The following is an 18,434-nucleotide window of genomic DNA, read 5'->3' on the forward strand; positions in this document are numbered from 1 at the left end:
CGAACACACCGTGAAATGCAGTGATAGTATTTTGTATCAACAAGACTTACCTGTCTTTTGCGTGCCGTTGCCATGTTAGCTGCCTACCTTTTGACTAGATAGATAAAAGATAGGCGATGAATGAAAAGCAAGCCAATAAAAGTGGGTGTTTATTTTAGTTTATTTTAGTTTATTTTAGTTTATTTTACCAAGCAGGAAAATAATATAAGAAAGGCACGAGGCGACTAAAAAGTCACCTCGATTGGTTAGTAGTGTTTGACAAAAGCTAAGCGTCCATATATGTCTTGTTTATTTGGCATTAACTTACAAACGCAGAGGCATCAGATAAAATGTAATAAATAAAAGCAACAGCGAGATCACTCCTAAGTAAAATATTCCTCCACCTTCCATATTCAAATTTGTACTAAACACACCGGAAACTATAGCGCAATACGATATAATGCGGTTAAGCTTCCCAGCTTTTTTTCTGTTGTAAAACTTATAGTATGTATAAGCTATTAAGAAACATACTTGAACTATGAAAATAGTAATAAAAACTAGCAATTAGTTACCCGCCTTGTTGAACTCTGTTATTGCACTTTTACCGGAATTATATATACCGAAAGTGTCATTTGCATTTATAAACGAAGCAGCTCCACCATATATACTAAGAATTTCATTCTTATTAGCCCCTCTATTGTAAAAAAGCGTTCCGCCTTCTTTTGGGGCTACAAATAAAAGTTGGTGTCATGTTTATTTCATGTTTTTATTCTTAAAATTCAATCAAAGGCTTTATATCCTTTGATTCGTATTTATGACAATGCATAGGGTGCACTTTACTATCTGGTGTTATAGCTACAGCCCAATTAGGATAACCAGATATCACTTGATAAAACGAATAACCTTGCTCGCTCAGTGCTCTAGTTTTTGTATCTAAGAATGTATCAGTTGGCCGACCATCTGTTTCAAAAATAGACTTTATTCCAGAGAAATCATTATTAACTACCGAAACTATCGTTTTGCCACTTTTAGAGTCTTCAGAAATTACATAGATTTGCTTACTAAAAGAAAATAATTTGACAAAGTCACCTTTTATTAAAGGGTTTTTATCATACTTTCCTGTAAATAAGCCCGATTTAACTAAATTGTGCGTCCTTGTAAAACCAACCCAATAGTACGAATCATCAACAAAGTGCTCTTCAAAAACAAAATATTCAGTGCCATCAACTGTGAAGTTATTTGAACTGGGTATATTGTCAGTTAGAACTATATGAAGTTTTCCATTGAGTTCAAATTTTGTAGCGACTCCACCATTTGAAAAACGTACTGAACTGCCTAAACATTGATATTCAGCAGCTATTATATTTGTGGAGATTAATATTAGCGAAAATAATATTAAAAAATAATTGCTTAAATATCCCATTAGATTTTATTCCATCAAGTCCATTGCGCTCTACACCCCAATATGTATCGGACCCGTGTGTAGCCCAAACTAAACAACCAAATTAAACCAGACAGCCATAAAATTAATAAAATTAAACAAGACAGCCATTTTTAAATTATCAAACAATGGACACGCAAAGCCAGTACCTTTGATATTTCTATGCCAAAAGTACATCTTTACTACTATTTTTAGTTTTATCCTAGGGTTTAAGAGGTAATTGCAAAAAATTAGTCGCGGTTTTGCCTACTTTATCAGCATGGTTGGTGTTTTGTGTTGTTGAGTTATTTAAGCGAATAGCTTTTCGCATTGACTGATGCCGGTTCGCCCTACCGCCCCTTTGAACACTTTGATAAATTGTGTGGTGAGTTTTAACCAGTTTTCAGGTGCTATGTTTAGTCACTCTAGGAGTGGAAGAGTGCGTTGCTCTATATGTCCGCGTTTGTCTTCTCGCATACAACGCCCTGTTAGCTCAACTAACTCTAAGTATGACTTTAACTCAAAGGGTAACCCTTTGGGCATGTGTTTTCTGTGGCTACCTGCAAAGCGAGCAAGTTGTTTGGGTTGTTTAGCGTCTTTGGCTGATTTAATTCGCTTTTGCACGCTGGTGTGCTCAGAATTTTCTGGTGTTTTTGCCATCTTCGCTCTGATGGGGTTTAAATCAACATACGCCATTGCCACTGGCGACAGTCATTTGCCCGTAGCCATTATTGGTGTCGTCACTGTAGCTTAAATCATTTTCGCCTGTGGCTGTGCGAGTCACTACTCGACCTAATACATCCACATATGTCTTGTTTATTTCCCCAATGAAGTTTGGGTGATTTACTATCCCGCGATGCTTTATATCGATGAGTAAAATTCGTCGAATATTTAGCCTGATAGTCAGCTGTCATCTAGCACACTATCACTATACTATGTGAAAGATTGCTTTGTATTCTTCAAGTTATCGTTTATGTGAAAATGATAACCAATGCTGATAAACCAATAGGAGTTTGTATGACTGTTTCAAAACAGAAAGTATCTCACGTTGTCAAAAGAACATTTTCTCTCATTTTTGTCTTAATTTTCTTATTTTTAGCATTTGCAATCGTTATTTCTTTAATGAGTGATATTTTTAACGCTTTTGTTGCTGGAAAGCATGGTATGCAAATATTTCTAAGTTCGATAAATACCGGTATTATTGCTTTGGCTGTCTTTGAGCTAGCAACAATCATCAATACAGAATACGCTGAGTCCAAACACTCTGAATCTGAGCAAATTTCAGGAATCCAACGAGCACTTCCTAAATTTATTGGAATGGTATGTGTAGCACTTTCTTTAGAAGGTCTAATCATGGTAATTAAATACAGTCAATTAGATTTAGCAGGGAATTTGTACTACCCTGTTGCAATTATCACTAGTACGGCATTACTGCTTGCGGCTCTTGGCTTATTTGTTTATTTAACAAGAAAGTCACAGTAGAGCAGAGATGCCCAAATTTCAGAGAATCTGAACGTATCGCGGATGATGATAAAAACTCAACCTTACAAATACCTGTTGGTGATGTTCCTATAATAACAAAGTGCTCATCACCTAGGTTTTAGCCAGTTTCTCGATAAAAGCGTAAATAAGGAAATTCACCAGTTCGATCATTTTTCCAATTAGAAGAGTTTTGTAGATCAAATCATAGATATCAAGATATTAGTGGGACTATTTTATATACGTGCCGGCATAGTAAGTAGTGGTATTCCCCATGACTTGCTTAAAGCGTATATGGTCTGCCCTATAAATAAACCTGAAATTAATTACTTCTCCTAAACCTTATGTTGTTCATAGTCGTATAAAAAAGTTTAGTTTAAAGCTAAAGGTAGTTTTTAGTCACAGCCTTTATGCTTGTATATCAACGTTTTTTAATAGATAGAGTGCCCGGTTTACGTTTAGATTCTGAATTAGGCTTTTTTGAATCAAAGCGCGGCTTAGAGTTTGTATCACTGAAGCGTTTCTTATCAGTCGCGGGTTTGTGTGTGGGGGTTTTAGCTTCTTTTTTATTAGGATCAACAGAGCCTTCTTCCGTTTTAGCTGAGCCGGCAATTGAGTCGTTAATTTGTTTCATTTCTGCATCGGTTAAATGACGCCACTGGCCGGAGCGAAGACCATTTAAGTTTACATTCATAATGCGAACACGTTTAAGCTTAGTCACTTCATAACCCAAATATTCACACATACGGCGTATTTGTCGATTTAAGCCTTGAGTTAATATGATGGTAAAAGTGTTATTGCTTGTTTGCTTTACAAAGCACTTTTTAGTAACTGTATCTAGGATGGGTATGCCACCAGCCATACGTTCAATAAAGCGTTTGTTTATAGGCCTATCTACGGTAACGAGGTACTCTTTTTCATGGTTATTGCCTGCACGTAGAATTTTATTAACAATGTCGCCTTCGTTGGTTAAAAATATCAACCCTTCAGAGGGCCTATCTAATCGGCCAATGGGGAATATACGCTCAGGATAGTTTATAGCACTTACAATGTTACTTTGAATTTTTCGCTCAGTAGTGCATGTAACACCTACGGGTTTGTTATATGCAATGTAAACTCTTTTGGGCTTGGCTTTTAACGGGGTATTATCAATTTGAATCTCATCTTGATCACTGACCTTAACACCCATTTCAGGTAAATTACCATTAACTTTAACGCGACCTGCCTCAATGAGTTTGTCAGCTTCTCGACGAGAGCAAAACCCTGTTTCACTGATATATTTATTTAGTCGTGTTAATTGCGTCACCGAGCACCCATTTAGAATTACTTAAAAAGCGCATTTTAAACGATTAGCGTACAAAATACTTGGGTTTATTATTCAATGTTGCAGAAAAGCGTTAAATAGAATTGTTTTTAGCCAACTGTAATGTAAGAAGCTTAAGTAGTCGTTCAAAAGGCCCTTGTGTAAAGTACTTCAAATATAAAGGGGCGATCACCAATTGTACGCCGATGCCAAATAACGCTAACAGCACATAGTCAATACGATTAAAGGTTAAGCGTGCCTCTGGGGCGAACCAAACAAAAAAAGTGATCATCACAATAGATTGTAATAAATAACAAGTTAACGCGAGTTTACCAACTGCTTGTAACGCCTTAACCAACTTGTTGGTTGCTGATACTTTTGCATTTATGTGTGCTATTAAAAGCGCACCAAATAAGGCATTTAACCATGTGATTGATTCATTAATCGCTGCAAACTTATTGCTATCAATATATTCTAAAGTACTACTAACTGTACTAAGCAATACGATAAAGGATAGAATTAAACTGAAGGCTCGCTTTGAGAGCCCGTTTATAAAGGTGTCATTTCGATAGCAATATATACCTATTAACATGATGCCTAGTGCATTCCACAGTGTGAGTATGGGCAACATTAGTAACATAACTACAAACATGGTGATGTTATGTATCAGCAGGCTAAATAAATCAACGGGTGCATGAGTGAGCATTTCTTCAAATTTAGCGCTATTGCGATAATAAACATCACTACTATCAACTAACGAAAGTATTAATAATAAGATACAACTTGCTACAAATATGGCACTACCATGATATAACACTCGCTGGTCGCTTTGTTGCAGATAGGTTAATGCCAAAAAGCCCGCAATTCCATAGCTGAGTATAATGTCGCCTGGCCAAATTAAAATACCATGTAATGCGCCAAAAATAGTTAATGCAATCAACCGAGGCTTCAATGCACCTTCATTTAGGCACTTGCTATATTGTAGTGCTAAAGCAGCTCCAAATAACATGCAAAATATAGAACGAAAGCGGCTATCTAGAAGTAATATATTAGCGTACTGAATTATCATATCGCTAAAGGGAGGGTTAACAGACGGGATATAACCTGATTCAAACAATGCTAAATAATATACATTAAGTAGCAATAGACCCAAAGTGGCCAAGCCCCGTAAACTATCTAATTGAGAGACTCTATTCATTAAAAAATGGTATCGTTGTACATGTCGGCCCAGCGTATTGCATCAGCATGAAACTCAGGCAAGTGGTCATCCTTAATATTTAATAAACTACACGCTTCTTGTAACTGCCACCAGCTTCCGCTTTCATAGGCTTTTACAACGTTCAAAATATAATATAGCAAGTTATGTTTACCCATCAATGCATCATGCAATTCTTCAGGAAACGGAAGCCTTGATACAACTTGTTCCATAGGCCTGTCTAAAATAGCATCTAATAGTGAGAATAAGCCAGTTAGAAAACTCATGCTTTTAATACTTGGGTTTATAGACTTTGCTATTAACTCACAAAACCTTGAACGCACGATACTTAATCGTGTCAGTTCAGTCGGTTTTCCTTCAGCTACATGTGCGGTCATTATTAAACCTACAAACTTTTTAATGCGCTCATCACCAAGATACACCAAAGCTTGTTTTAAAGATTCAATACGACTTTTAAGCGGAAACACACCCGAGTTAATTAAGCGTAACAATTTATATGCCAAAGCGGTATCTTGCGCAAATAAACGGGCAATTTTGTCAATGCTCATATGCTTTTTTAAAACTTCTGAATATATCAACATCACGATAGCATGGTTTGTTTCAATATCGTTTTGCTGGATCACTCTTGGTTTTGCAAAAAAGTAGCCTTGAAAAAAGTGAAACCCCATTTTTTTAGCAAGTTCATATTCGGCTTCAGTTTCAACTTTTTCAGCAAGCAGCTTCATATTCTTTTTTTGCTTAAATTCTTCAACTAATTCTTTTATAGACTCTAATGAATTTTGTTGAATATCAAACTTAACTAGCCGGATAAGCTTTAAAAACGGCTCCCACTTTTTGGTATACTCAAAGTCATCGAGTGCAAGTCGGTAATCTTGATGAAATAGTTGCCTGACTTTTTCATAGTTCTCTGTTGTCGGAGTTATACTTTCTAGTAATTCTAAAATAACATCTCTGGCAGGCAGAAAATGAGCAAGTTCTTGCTTTAAAGAATCTGGCCCGATGTTGATAAGTGCTTTTTTTCCTGACGTAAGATATCGCGTCCCCAAGTTTAATTGGTTATCCATTATGAGCTTAGCTGTGGCAACATCGTCTGCGATATCTGGAAAGCTGTTGCGTGTACCGTCTCGAAATAATAACTCGTAAGCCACCACCTGTTTTCGGCGGTTGAAAATTGCTTGTCTAGCAACAAAAACCTTCAAATATTGACTCCTCGGTATTTGCAACTGCAAATGCAGCACTTTATTCTTTAATAAAAATCAGATTCTAACCCTAAATAACTAAAATTAATATAGAACTAAGCTATTAATATTGGAGAAAAATAGCTTAATAACTATAGCATCTACAAATAAAAAAGCAGACCAATGGCCTGCTTATGGGTAGTGCTACAAATAAGTAGGTAATTTGTAATTTTTTTGTATATTAATTATTCGTATAGATAATTAATGTACGCCTGTGCTGAGGCTTGCCAAGTATAACGCGCATGTGCAGCATTATTTGCTATTTGTTGATATTGTTCAGGATTGGATTTGAAGATGTTTAATGCCAGATTAAAGGTGTCGATTAGCTGCATTGCTTGATCATTTAAGTCTTCACCACGAAAAGAGAAACCATTGTGTAAATGCGTAACAGTATCGACCAATCCACCTACTTGGTGGACTAAACAAGGCTGCCCTGCCCTCATTGCAAGCATTTGGCTGATACCACATGGTTCAAAAGAGCTAGGCATTAAAAATAAGTCACCCAAATTGTACAGTAGATCTCCAATGTGTTGCCCATAGCCATTTAAATAGAGCAAATTGCTATGTCTGGACATGACCTGCGTGAAGAGGTTTTCGAGCTCCACATCACCAGAACCCAAAATAATAATTCTGCCGTCAATTTTAGCAATTAGATTGGCAAGTTCATCAATGACACTCCCAGTACTATACGGTTGCCTGAGTATAAGTGCTTTTTGATTTGTTAATCGACCTACGCTGGTTATTAAGGGGCCAGTAAAATGAGCTTGTTGCCATTGTTTTAGTCGTTGATGCGCAATATAGTGACAGGCTCTAAGCTGCGATTGTTTTGCCATCCATTGAATAAGTTCACAATCAACTAACGAAAAATAGTCTGTGAGCGATATTTTTTCATCAGACTCTGCTGGGTATTCACAGCCGTTAAGTATGCCTACTAATTTACCTTGGCGTTTAGCAATTTGCATATCATGTTCTAAGCCTTCACCACCAAAAAAACCTCTATCAGGCTCACTGGTATGTAATACCTCATCACTATATGTTGCTGAAACAACATGCACTTTGTCAGCTAGCGCAATAGCACTGCGCATTGGGTTAAAACAATGTGGATGTTGATGATCACACAGTTGTTGGCCATCATAGCTTAATGTTGGAAACCATGCTTCCAGACTAGACTCATCATGATTAAATGGCCGTATTCCTTGCAACGCCAAGTTGTGTACAGTGTACACAGTCTTGAGCTGTTTTAAGTAGACGAACCTAGGACTAAACTTTTGTAATACAGTGATACAGGCTGCATGCCAATCGTGCAAATGCAATATTTCCAAGTCATCAAACATCTTGTGTTCAATGGCTTCGCACACCGCAGCATTAAAAAAAGCAAATTTTGTTGCATCAGTTGCAAAAGGACGATGTTCATCACTGCAGTAAATCGCACCTTGATGCTCGCTAAATAGTGAGTGAGAGATTACATACTGTATTACCCCATCACCTTGTTCAACTTGCCATAAGGTTGCTGTTTCTAAATGTTGTCGAAAAGGCACCGCAATATCACTAACAAAAGTTCTATTTAGTTGATATTGACCATAATCAGGCACTACAACTTTTACCGTTATGCCTTGTGCGTTTAAAGCGTAAGGGATGTCTCGAATGACATCCGCAACGCCGCCTACTTTACAATCTGGCAGCCGATCATTCTCGGCTGCAACCATTAATACCCGCATGCTTCGCCTTACTTATGCAGTTTGAAGTTTTTCTTTGTTTGATTGCTGCCTTTGGCTATAAGCAAGCAACATTTCTCTTGTAACCAACACTATACCTTTATTCGACACTCTAAAGCCATTGTCTTTATCCAATTCAGGGTCAAAGCCAATCTCCAGACCTTCGGGTAAATGACAGCCACGATCAATAATGGCATTGCGTACTTTACAATTTCGCTCAATAATTGCCCCCGGAAGCACAACTGACCCTTCAATATGGCAGTATGAGTGAACATGCACATTGGAAAACAATAGCGACTTTTTAACCGCTGAGCCTGAGATAATGCAACCACCAGAAACGGTAGAGTCAACAGCCATACCTCGTCGCTCATCATCATCAAATATAAACTTGGCTGGCGGAAGCTGTTCTTGATAAGTCCAAATTGGCCAAGTCGGGTCATACAAGTCTAATTGTGGCTCCGGGGATACAAGTTCCATATTGGCTTCCCAAAATGAATCTAAGGTACCCACATCGCGCCAGTATGGCTGACCTTCGTGACTAGGATCTCGAAAAGGAAATGCAAATACATTGTGCTCTTCAATAATAGCTGGAATTATATCGTGTCCAAAATCACGTCCAGAACCTTCACGTTCAGCGTCTTGTTTTAATTGCTCAAACAAAAACTCTGTATTAAACACATAATTGCCCATTGACGCTAAGCAGGTGCCATCTTTACCCGGAATAGATGAAGGTTGTGCTGGTTTTTCATCAAAACGACGTACGCGTTTGTCTCCATCAACAGTCATTACCCCAAAAGTATTCGCGGCCTCTTCGCAAGGTACTTCAATACAACAAACCGTCATATCAGCGCCAGTCTCAACGTGTTTTGCTAATAATGCCCCATAGTCCATGCGATAAACGTGATCACCAGATAAAATCATCACAAATTTAGGCAACTCATGGCGAATAATATCCATGTTTTGGAATACAGCATCTGCAGTGCCACAGTACCATTCATCTGAGTAACGTTGTGATGCTGGCAAAATTTCTACTGACTCACCTAGTTCCTTTTTGAAGTGCCCCCACGCGCGATTAACATGACGAATAAGTGAGTGCGATTTGTATTGCGTTGCAATACCAACTCGGCGAATGCCAGAGTTGATGCAGTTTGATAAGGGAAAATCGATGATCCTATGTTTACCACCAAAATAGACGGCTGGTTTAGCACGCCAATTGGTTAATTCATGTAAACGAGAGCCTCGACCACCAGCTAAAATTAAAGCATAAGTTTCTCTGGTTAAGCTACTTATGTAGCGGTTTGCATAACTGGGCATAACTTTCTCCAAATATCCTTGTGTCGTGATCTATTGCATTGGCGACAAGCGCCAAATTTCGTCGCAATATTGCGAAATTGTTCGGTCACTGGAAAAACTTCCACTGGCCGCAGTATTTAAAATACTCATGCGTGTCCAAGTCGGCTGATCCAAGTAGGTATCAGATGCTTTTTGTTGTGCTTCTATGTAGCTTGCAAAATCGTAAGCAGTCAGCCATGGGTCTTGAGGGCTTGTAATCGCGTTGATAAGGTCGTCAAAAATACCTGGTTCAAGTAAGTTAAAGTGGCCGCTCTCTAACAATCGCAGAACTGAACTTAATTGAGGGTCTTGTGAAATAATCTTTTGAGGATTGTAGTGTTTGCGTATTTCATCGGTTTGCTCGGCGTGAGCACCAAAAAGGAAAAAGTTATCGGCGCCAACATTATCGCGAATTTCAATATTTGCACCATCTAGCGTGCCAATGGTTATCGCGCCATTCATCATAAACTTCATATTGCCAGTGCCAGATGCCTCTTTACCAGCCGTGGATATTTGCTCTGATAAGTCTGTTGCCGGGCAAATAGTTTCCATGGCAGTCACATTGTAGTTTGGAAAGAATGCAACTCTTAGATATGGACTCGCTTTTTCATCGCTATTAATGACGCTTGCAACATTATTAATAAGTTTAATTATTTTTTTTGCAATGTAATAACCTGGCGCAGCTTTACCACCAATTAAAACACATCGTGGTGCCATTGACTCTACATCACCTTTTAAAATACGATCGTATAAATGAATAATATGTAATACGTTCAGTAATTGGCGTTTGTATTCGTGAATACGCTTTACTTGAACGTCAAACATCATGTTGACATCAAACTCAATACCACAGCGCTTTTTAACTAAGTCACATAGCTTTTGCTTGTTGATATTTTTAACTGCTTGCCATTGTTTATGAAACTTTTCATCATCGTAATAACGGCGTAACTTTTCAATTTCGCTAAAGTTCGCAACCCAACCTGCACCTATTTTCTCATTAATGAGGGTGCTTAGTTCTGGATTACAATGTGCAAGCCATCGTCTTGGTGTAACACCATTGGTTTTGTTGTTGAATTTTTCAGGCCAAAGCTCATAAAATGTTTTAAATAACCCTGATTTAAGTAATTCAGTATGTAATGCAGCTACACCATTAACAGAGTAGCTACCAACGATAGCCAAGTACGCCATGCGAACCTGTGGTACGTCTCCTTCTTCTATTAGTGATAGCTCTCGTTGCTTATTAATATCACCAGGCCATTGTAACGAAACCTGTTTAAGAAAACGGGCGTTTATTTCGTAGATAATTTCTAGCAATCTAGGGAGTAACTTTTCAAACAATGGGACTGACCACTTCTCCAGTGCTTCAGGCAATAAGGTATGATTGGTATAAGCCATAGTTTGTGTGGTTATCTGCCAAGCTTGGTCCCAACTTAGCTCATAGGCGTCTACAAATAGGCGCATTAGCTCAGCAACAGCAATGCTAGGGTGAGTATCGTTTAATTGAAAAACATGATATTCGGCAAAGTCGCTAAAGTTTGCACCATATTGCTCAACCCACTGTACTAAAATATCCTGTAAACTAGCGCTGGATAAAAAATATTGCTGGCGTAAACGCAGTTCTTTACCATTTTCACTGCTGTCATTGGGGTAAAGCACCATGGTAATTTGTTCTGCAAGATTTTTTCTAGCTACTGCTTCTGAATAACTCCCAGCATTAAATTCGGACAAGTCAAATTCGTCTGTTGCGCCAGATTTCCATAACCGCAAGGTATTAACTACACCATTTTGATAACCGGGAATTGGTACATCATAGGGCACTGCTAGCACGTCCTGTGTATTAACCCAAGCTCTGTGCTCTTTACCACTTTTATCTTGAAATGTTTCAACATGACCAAAAAACTTAATGCGTTGCGATTGCTCTGGTGCAGCAAGCTCCCAAGGGTGTCCTTCACGGAGCCAATTATCTGGCTGTTCTACTTGGTGACCTTGTTCCAAAGTTTGATTAAACATACCGTATTCATAACGGATACCATAACCAACTACCGGTAAAGCAAGGCTTGCACAGCTATCTAAAAAGCACGCAGCAAGGCGACCTAAGCCCCCATTACCTAAGCCTGCATCATGCTCTGCATCACCTACATTTTCAAGGTTTGTGCAGTATTGCTGGAGTGCACTCGATACGCTAGATTGTAAGTCTAAATTTAACACTGCATTGCCCAGAGCCCGTCCCATCAAAAATTCTAGTGATAAGTAGGCCGCTTTGCGTGTTTTACGTTGTTTTAGAAACTGATTTGTTGCTCTACAGCGAGACACTAATCTATCTCTAATAGTCATAGCCAATGCATGATAAAGGTACAATTGAGACTCACCTAACTTGTCTCGGCCTAATGTATAATAGAAATGACGCATTAGGTCATCATTGAATGTATCTTCATTAAGTTTTGGTGCTTCTTGCCAATGCTTTACTACGCACACGTCAGCATTTTTTTTAGCCATGTGTGATTCCTTCTTTTACGGATGTAAAAACCCAACTAGATTGGGGGGAAATAGAAATTGAATTTTCAATGTGCTCGGCTGACTTGCAGCTTGTTAAGGCCAATTGCCACTGCTGGCTAAATACAGGCTCGGGAAATGTCATATCGACAGGCTCTAAACTAGCGTTAAACATGATAAGTAACGCCTTTTGCTGTTGATTGTCGACAAGCATGTAAACAAGCCATTTGCGATTTTGTTCATGCCACTGTTGAGGTTGCATGGGTTGACCCTGTTCATTAAGCCAATGGACGCAAAACCGGTTGTCGTTAGCATGAATAAAGAATGCGTGGGTAAATGCTGCAAATTGTTGACGTAAAGCGACTAACTCTTTAATAAAAAAAGTTAAGTTATGATTAAATTGAGAAGTTTTCCATGCTAACCAGTTACTACGATTGTCTTGGCAATAGGCATTGTTATTGCCCCCTTGGGAATGATCAAGCTCACTGCCTGCACAGAGCATGGGAACGCCTTTAGATAAGAATAACGTTAACAGTGCATTTTTTTGCATTTTTAAGCGCAGTGAGATGATTTTGGGAGTGGTAGAAAACCCTTCTTGACCACAATTCATCGAGTGATTGGCACCGTGTCCATCTAAATTTTGCTCGCCATTGGCCTCATTATGTTTATTTTCATAACTCACCCAGTCAGCTAGAGTAAAGCCATCGTGGCTAGTAATAAAGTTTATTGAACTTAGGGGACCACGTAAATTATGCTCGAACAAGTCATGAGAGCCATGTACGCGTTTTGCAAGCTCAGGTAATACGCCATCATCGCCTCGCCAAAAGCGCCTAACGGTATCGCGATATTTATCATTCCACTCACGCCAAGGTGCGGGGAATGCGCCTAGTTGATAGCCTCCTGGTCCAATATCCCATGGCTCTGCTATTAACTTCACGTCTTGTAGAATTGGGTCTTGCATGATTGTTTGCAAAAAAGTGTGGTAGCGATTAAAACCATTTATGTTTCTGGCTAAGATTGATGCTAGATCAAACCTAAAGCCATCGACACCCATTATTTCGACCCAATAACGTAAACTATCTAATACTAAGGTTAATGCAAAAGGGTCATCTATATTGAGTGTGTTTCCGCAGCCAGTGTCATTGATATACACATCGGGCTGATTGAGAATACTTCGATAATAGCCATGATTATTCAGGCCCTTAAGACTCAGTGTGGGTCCATCTACGCCTGCCTCAGCTGTGTGATTGTAAACAACATCTAAAATCACCTCGATACCAGCTTGGTGAAGCGCCTTAATCGTTGCTTGAAACTCGCTAATATCATCGCTTGCTAAATACGCTTTATGTGGGGTAAAAAAGTTTAAGGTGTTATATCCCCAATAATTTGTAAGTCCTTTTGTAGTTAGGAACTGTTCACTGACAAACGCATGAACTGGCAAAAGCTCTAATGTTGTTACGCCTAAACTTTTAAGGTGCTTGACAAAGGCAGGTTCTGCCAGTGCTTTAAGTTTACCTCGAAGCGAACGGGGTATTTCAGGGTGTCGAGCTGTTGCCCCTTTTACATGACATTCATAAATGAAGGTTTTTGACCATGGCACGTTAGGTTTTTTGCCATCATATTTACGCAGTGCAACCACTTTAGATTTTGGCATATCAATGGCGTTATCAAGCTGACTCAATTTACCGACTGGCATATGGCAAAAGTGTCGTTCACTCCAAGTAAACTCACCATGTAAATCTTTGCTATATGGGTCAAGAAGTAGCTTGTTTGCGTTAAATAATTTACCTTTTTGTGGAGCATAGTCACCATCGGCTCTATAGCCATAAAGACTACCAACGGGTAAGGGGTATACCAATAAGCTCCAAACTCCCCCTTCATTCATATACATTTCAATGCGTGCGACTTCTGTGTGACCGCTGCTATCAAACAGGCACAGACAAACCGATTTAGCTGCGGGGGCATAAACTGCAAAATTAACGCCCTCTTCAACAATCGTGCTGCCAAGCGGTCGACAGCTACCCGGTCTTGAATTTAACATGGCTTAACCCGTTATCCAGTGTAAATAAAGGGTTGCTAAAGGCGGGATACTAATAACAATACTATGTTCAAAACCATGGGAGGGTGTTGGCTGTGTTTGTACCAGCTGTTGCTTAGAACCGACCACTTTTATACCCGAACCAAATAGCGGCTCATCGTCTGTATTGAGCACCACTTCATATACGCCAGCTTTTGGCACACCCATTCGGTATTGATGATAAACTTGTGGTGTTAAGTGGCTAATTACGATTAATAACTCTTTACTCTCTTTACCAAACCGAGCAAAGCTAAATAAGCTTTGCGATGCATTATTACAGTCAATCCACTGAAAACCGGCAGGTGTATGGTCACATTCGTACAAAGCAGGCGTCGAGGTATACAGTTTATTGAGTCTTTTTACAGTACATTGAATGCCATTGTGTGATGCATGCTCAAGTAGGTCCCAATCGAGCCCTTGATTGTGGTCCCATTCCTGTCGACTTGCTAATTCACTGCCCATAAATAACAGCTTTTTGCCCGGGTGCGCATACATAAATGCAAAATAGGCTCTCAAGTTAGCAAACTGCTGCCAGTCATCACCTGGCATTTTACTCAGCAGTGATCCTTTACCATGAACTACCTCATCATGACTTAAAGGCAATATATAGTTTTCTGAATAGGCATAAGCCATTGAAAAGGTCATTTCATGATGGTGATGTTGACGATAAAGTGGGTCGCGGCTCATATAACTCAGACTATCGTTCATCCAGCCCATATTCCATTTAAAACCAAAACCAAGTCCATTATTGTCAACACTGTTGGTGACGCCGGGCCATGCTGTTGACTCTTCAGCTACCATCATAATGCTTGCATCAGTTCCGTAGCACCTTTTATTAACTTGTTGTAAGCAGTCGATAGCACCTAAGTTTTCACGCCCGCCATACTGGTTAGCAACCCACTCACCATCCTTTCGGCTATAATCCAAATACAGCATTGATGCGACAGCATCAACACGTAAACCATCAATTTTGAACTCTTTTAACCAATAAATTGCATTTGCGAGTAAAAAGCTTTTCACCTCTGGACGGTCATAGTTGTAAATATAGGTATTCCAATCAGGGTGAAAGCCTTGTCGCATATCGGCATGTTCATACAAATGTGTGCCATCGAACTTATGTAATCCATGCGGGTCTGATGGAAAGTGTCCAGGCACCCAGTCAATGAGTAGGCCAAGATCGGCGTCATGACAGCGCTCAGTAAAATACACAAAATCCTCAAAACTGCCAAAGCGACTTGAGGGGGAGAATAACCCAACAGGTTGATAGCCCCATGAACCATCAAATGGGTATTCGCTGATAGGCATAAGTTGTAGGTGAGTAAAGCCCATATCTTTGACATAAGGGAGCAAATCGTCAGCTAGTTCTCGATAGGTTAAATAGCGGTTACCCTGTTCAGCACGGCGTTTCCAAGAACCTAGGTGCACTTCATAGATGCTAACAGGCGCACTCACATGGTTACGCTTAGCTCTAGCTGCTTGTTGTTGTTTTGTTAGTGGCTTATGTTCTATTAGTGGCTGTAGTACAGAGGCTGTACTTGGTGCCTGTTGCATTTTAAATGCAAAAGGGTCTGCTTTGTCTTGATTATTCCCATATGCATCCGTAATAGAATATTTATAACATTGGTCAGCACTAAGCTCTGGTATGAATAATTCCCAAATACCACTTGCAGGGTGAAACCTCATAAAGTGCTCGCACCGGTTCCAACAGTTAAAGTCTCCAATAACTGACACGCTTTGGGCATTTGGTGCCCAAACTGAAAACCGCACACCTTCAATACCTTCATGCGTTATAAAGTGCGCGCCTAAATGCCGATAGGCATGCTCTAACGTGCCTTCATTAAACAAATACAGTGCTTGTTCATCCAAGTGGCAGCCAAAACGATAAACATCATGTTTGATTTGCTTACTTTTACTATAAGTTATAGTGAACTTGTTCTGGTGAGTGAGGAGACTTGCTGTAGTTGTTAATAAAAATAAATCACTATTTAGATACCGCTTGAGCGGTTGAGATGTGCCTGCTATTTCAACACTAACGGATTTAGCACCAGGCATGTAGGCTCTGAGTTCATATTCTTGCGCTGTACTAAGGTGAAGGCCTAAAAACGAAAAGGGGTCTGAGAAACAGCCATTTTGGAGCGCATCAAGTTGTTTTGAGTAATCGCGAACGGGTTTGTCTGGTGATACTACGCTGTTCATAATCCTTTCCTGCTTTGAGTTAACGTTTTAATAAAATCGCTTCTGTTGATAAATATGTCACTAACACTTTGTGATAACCTGCGTCGCCAATTCGGGTATTCAAGATAAGTTCCTGGAATATTAACGGGCAAGGCTTGTTCATCTAAGTCGTCAAGTTGTAAACACAACATCGATACTGTTGATTTTGCTAGCACATAAAGTAAGTTTTCATACACTTCACGCGCTTCACTTTGTGCATGCAAATGAGTCACACCTGCATTTGTAAACCAGTGTAGTAGTTTTACTTTTTCTGCTGTTCGCTTAGCTCGTTCAGAGGCTAATGCATTATCAGCTAAAAGCTTATATTGTACTTTTATGGATAAGTCTTGTGCCTGCCACCATGCCGCAAAAGGCGGCACATCATGATTTGCTACCATGAGTAAAGCTTGGTGCCTTAACTGTGTTGGGGGAATAAATTCGCCGTGTTGATCTTTTTCAAAATAAAAGAGAATATTACCAAGCATATTAGCGTCTTGCATTGCGGTTTTAATTTCAGGCGGCACAACACCAAGATCTTCACCAATTATCATGTTTTTTTGTAACTGAGACTCTATCTTGAGCAATGCAATGAGGTGTTCAAATGGATAATAGACGTAACAACCTTGGGCTTTATTGTTGATATTAAAGCACCACCACAAACGCCTAATGGCCATAACATGATCAATCCTTAATCCACCAACTGAGGCCATGTTACTACGCAGCAATTGCTTAAAAAATGCATATTTATTTTTGCTTAGTTGCATCGGATTTAGTGCGGGGAGCCCCCAGTCTTGACCCGACTCAGCCCAGGGGTCAGGTGGCGCACCAATATGCGCATCTGCGGCATAAAGATCTTGGTTGATTTTATATTCGAGGCTATCTTGTGAGCAGCCAACTGCCAAATCATTGATTAGGCCAATAGCCATTCCCTTTTTTATACACAGTTGTTGGCAATCATTGAGTTGTTGGTGTGCTAAATATTGCCAGTAGATAGCGCACTCATCATTATTGAATACTTTAAGCTGAGCAGCGAATTGTTGTGTAAACGCAATGAACTTATCATGATGTTGTTGGGTTTTATTGTGCTTAAAGTGAGTATACACAGCTGTTAAAAGGTCATACTTGTATTCACTAATTAATTTATAATCAATAAAAGGCTGTTGTTTTTGTGCTTGCAGTGACACTAAGCACTGCTGATAATCGTTCTGTAATTGTTCACTCATTGCATATTCTTGTGTACGGTCAATTGCAATGTACAGTGGATTTAATAAACACCGATGATTTGGACTGTATGGACTCACCCTATGCTGCTGATTTGTAAACAACAAGTGTAAGGGGTTTAATAGTATATAATCACAGTCACTTTGCGCGCTATGTATGATTAGCTCATCAAGGTCAGCAAAATCGCCAATGCCTAGGTTTCTATCGCTATATAAAGTATATAGTTGCACTGAAATACCCGTTGTAGGGTGTGTTGTTTGCTTGTAGCATTCGTTGGGAACCGACCAAATCTGGGTATTATACTGCCCTTCAGGTAGATTAATTTTTGCGTCAAAATAGCCAGCTGGCATCCCCATTATTTGATAAGCAACTTCGACATAGCGAGTATCTTCATGAATAAACTCGCCAACAATCATTCCTTTGCTCAAGTCAAATTGATATTCATAGTTAAGATTTTTAATATGAATACTCGCAATACCATGACATTGATAATCTGGCATGCGAACTTTAAACAAAGTGTCCTTTTGTTCAACAATACTAACGTCACCTACAGCAACTAACCAAGGCGCAATATCCAGTTCAAAATTGAGTTTATTAATCTGTTTTTGATTTGCTGTGTCAATCCCACAACAACGCAGTGCTTGTGAACGAGTTTGCTCATCAAACACAACGTGTTCGCCTGTATACTTTATAAAATCGTAGCCAATGCCGTGTAAATAATATAGCTGAGATAACCCCTGCATAAGC

General features: G+C 39.3%; 12 protein-coding genes and 1 pseudogene. 1 reads left to right on the plus strand and 12 read right to left on the minus strand.

All coding sequences use genetic code 11. The features are described 5' to 3' along the window. Window positions 1-751: 751 nt before the first annotated feature. The 3 genes and pseudogenes from OCI93_RS14845 to OCI93_RS14855 all read right to left on the minus strand — a co-directional run bounded on the left by OCI93_RS14845 (window position 752) and on the right by OCI93_RS14855 (window position 2,204). Window positions 752-1,402, minus strand: a complete 651-nt coding sequence (locus tag OCI93_RS14845; RefSeq protein ID WP_261626735.1) for a hypothetical protein — start codon at window positions 1,400-1,402, stop codon at window positions 752-754. Window positions 1,403-1,708: 306 nt separating this feature from the next. Continuing rightward, window positions 1,709-2,095: pseudogene (locus OCI93_RS14850) on the minus strand (transposase); the annotation flags it as partial. After that, window positions 2,082-2,204 carry a hypothetical protein gene (locus tag OCI93_RS14855; RefSeq protein ID WP_261626736.1) on the minus strand — a complete coding sequence of 41 codons (123 nt, stop codon included), beginning with the start codon at window positions 2,202-2,204 and terminating at the stop codon, window positions 2,082-2,084. The pseudogene OCI93_RS14850 and the gene OCI93_RS14855, both read right to left, overlap by 14 nt. Window positions 2,205-2,416: 212 nt before the next feature. Here OCI93_RS14855 and OCI93_RS14860 point away from each other — a divergent pair, with 212 nt between their 5' ends. Further along, entirely contained in the window at window positions 2,417-2,881 is a 465-nt protein-coding gene (locus OCI93_RS14860; protein WP_261594994.1) for a hypothetical protein, read from the plus strand. Window positions 2,882-3,299: 418 nt separating this feature from the next. On the opposite strand, the gene rluF is transcribed toward OCI93_RS14860, so the two are convergent. From rluF to malQ, 9 genes are all read right to left on the minus strand, one after another. Continuing rightward, window positions 3,300-4,184 carry a 23S rRNA pseudouridine(2604) synthase RluF gene (gene rluF / locus OCI93_RS14865; RefSeq protein WP_261594993.1) on the minus strand — a complete coding sequence of 295 codons (885 nt, stop codon included), beginning with the start codon at window positions 4,182-4,184 and terminating at the stop codon, window positions 3,300-3,302. Between the two features lie 91 nt (window positions 4,185-4,275). Next, window positions 4,276-5,379, minus strand: a complete 1,104-nt coding sequence (locus OCI93_RS14870) for a DUF418 domain-containing protein (RefSeq protein ID WP_261594992.1) — start codon at window positions 5,377-5,379, stop codon at window positions 4,276-4,278. Further along, window positions 5,379-6,596 (minus strand): EAL and HDOD domain-containing protein, encoded by a 1,218-nt coding sequence (locus OCI93_RS14875; protein ID WP_261594991.1) that lies wholly within the window; start codon window positions 6,594-6,596, stop codon window positions 5,379-5,381. The genes OCI93_RS14870 and OCI93_RS14875 overlap by 1 nt, the downstream gene beginning before the upstream one ends. 224 nt (window positions 6,597-6,820) lie before the next feature. Continuing rightward, a complete protein-coding gene (locus OCI93_RS14880) occupies window positions 6,821-8,353 on the minus strand; it encodes a glycogen synthase (RefSeq protein WP_261626737.1) in 1,533 nt (510 codons plus the stop codon). A 12-nt stretch (window positions 8,354-8,365) separates the two neighbouring features. After that, the gene (glgC, locus tag OCI93_RS14885; RefSeq protein ID WP_261594989.1) at window positions 8,366-9,664 is read right to left on the minus strand and encodes a glucose-1-phosphate adenylyltransferase; all 1,299 of its coding nucleotides are present in this window, start codon (window positions 9,662-9,664) and stop codon (window positions 8,366-8,368) included. Window positions 9,665-9,694: 30 nt separating this feature from the next. After that, window positions 9,695-12,178 carry a glycogen/starch/alpha-glucan phosphorylase gene (locus OCI93_RS14890; protein WP_261594988.1) on the minus strand — a complete coding sequence of 828 codons (2,484 nt, stop codon included), beginning with the start codon at window positions 12,176-12,178 and terminating at the stop codon, window positions 9,695-9,697. Next, a complete protein-coding gene (glgX, locus tag OCI93_RS14895; protein WP_261626738.1) occupies window positions 12,171-14,216 on the minus strand; it encodes a glycogen debranching protein GlgX in 2,046 nt (681 codons plus the stop codon). The genes OCI93_RS14890 and glgX overlap by 8 nt, the downstream gene beginning before the upstream one ends. A 3-nt stretch (window positions 14,217-14,219) precedes the next feature. Then, window positions 14,220-16,448: a 1,4-alpha-glucan branching protein GlgB gene (glgB, locus tag OCI93_RS14900; protein WP_261626739.1), complete on the minus strand. Its 2,229-nt coding sequence runs from the start codon at window positions 16,446-16,448 to the stop codon at window positions 14,220-14,222. Further along, window positions 16,445-18,430 (minus strand): 4-alpha-glucanotransferase, encoded by a 1,986-nt coding sequence (gene malQ, locus OCI93_RS14905; RefSeq protein WP_261594985.1) that lies wholly within the window; start codon window positions 18,428-18,430, stop codon window positions 16,445-16,447. Before malQ ends, glgB begins: the two co-directional genes overlap by 4 nt. Between the last annotated feature and the right edge of the window lie 4 nt (window positions 18,431-18,434).

The sequence above is a fragment of the Pseudoalteromonas holothuriae genome (assembly GCF_945859825.1).
Classification (GTDB): Bacteria; Pseudomonadota; Gammaproteobacteria; order Enterobacterales; family Alteromonadaceae; genus Pseudoalteromonas; species Pseudoalteromonas holothuriae.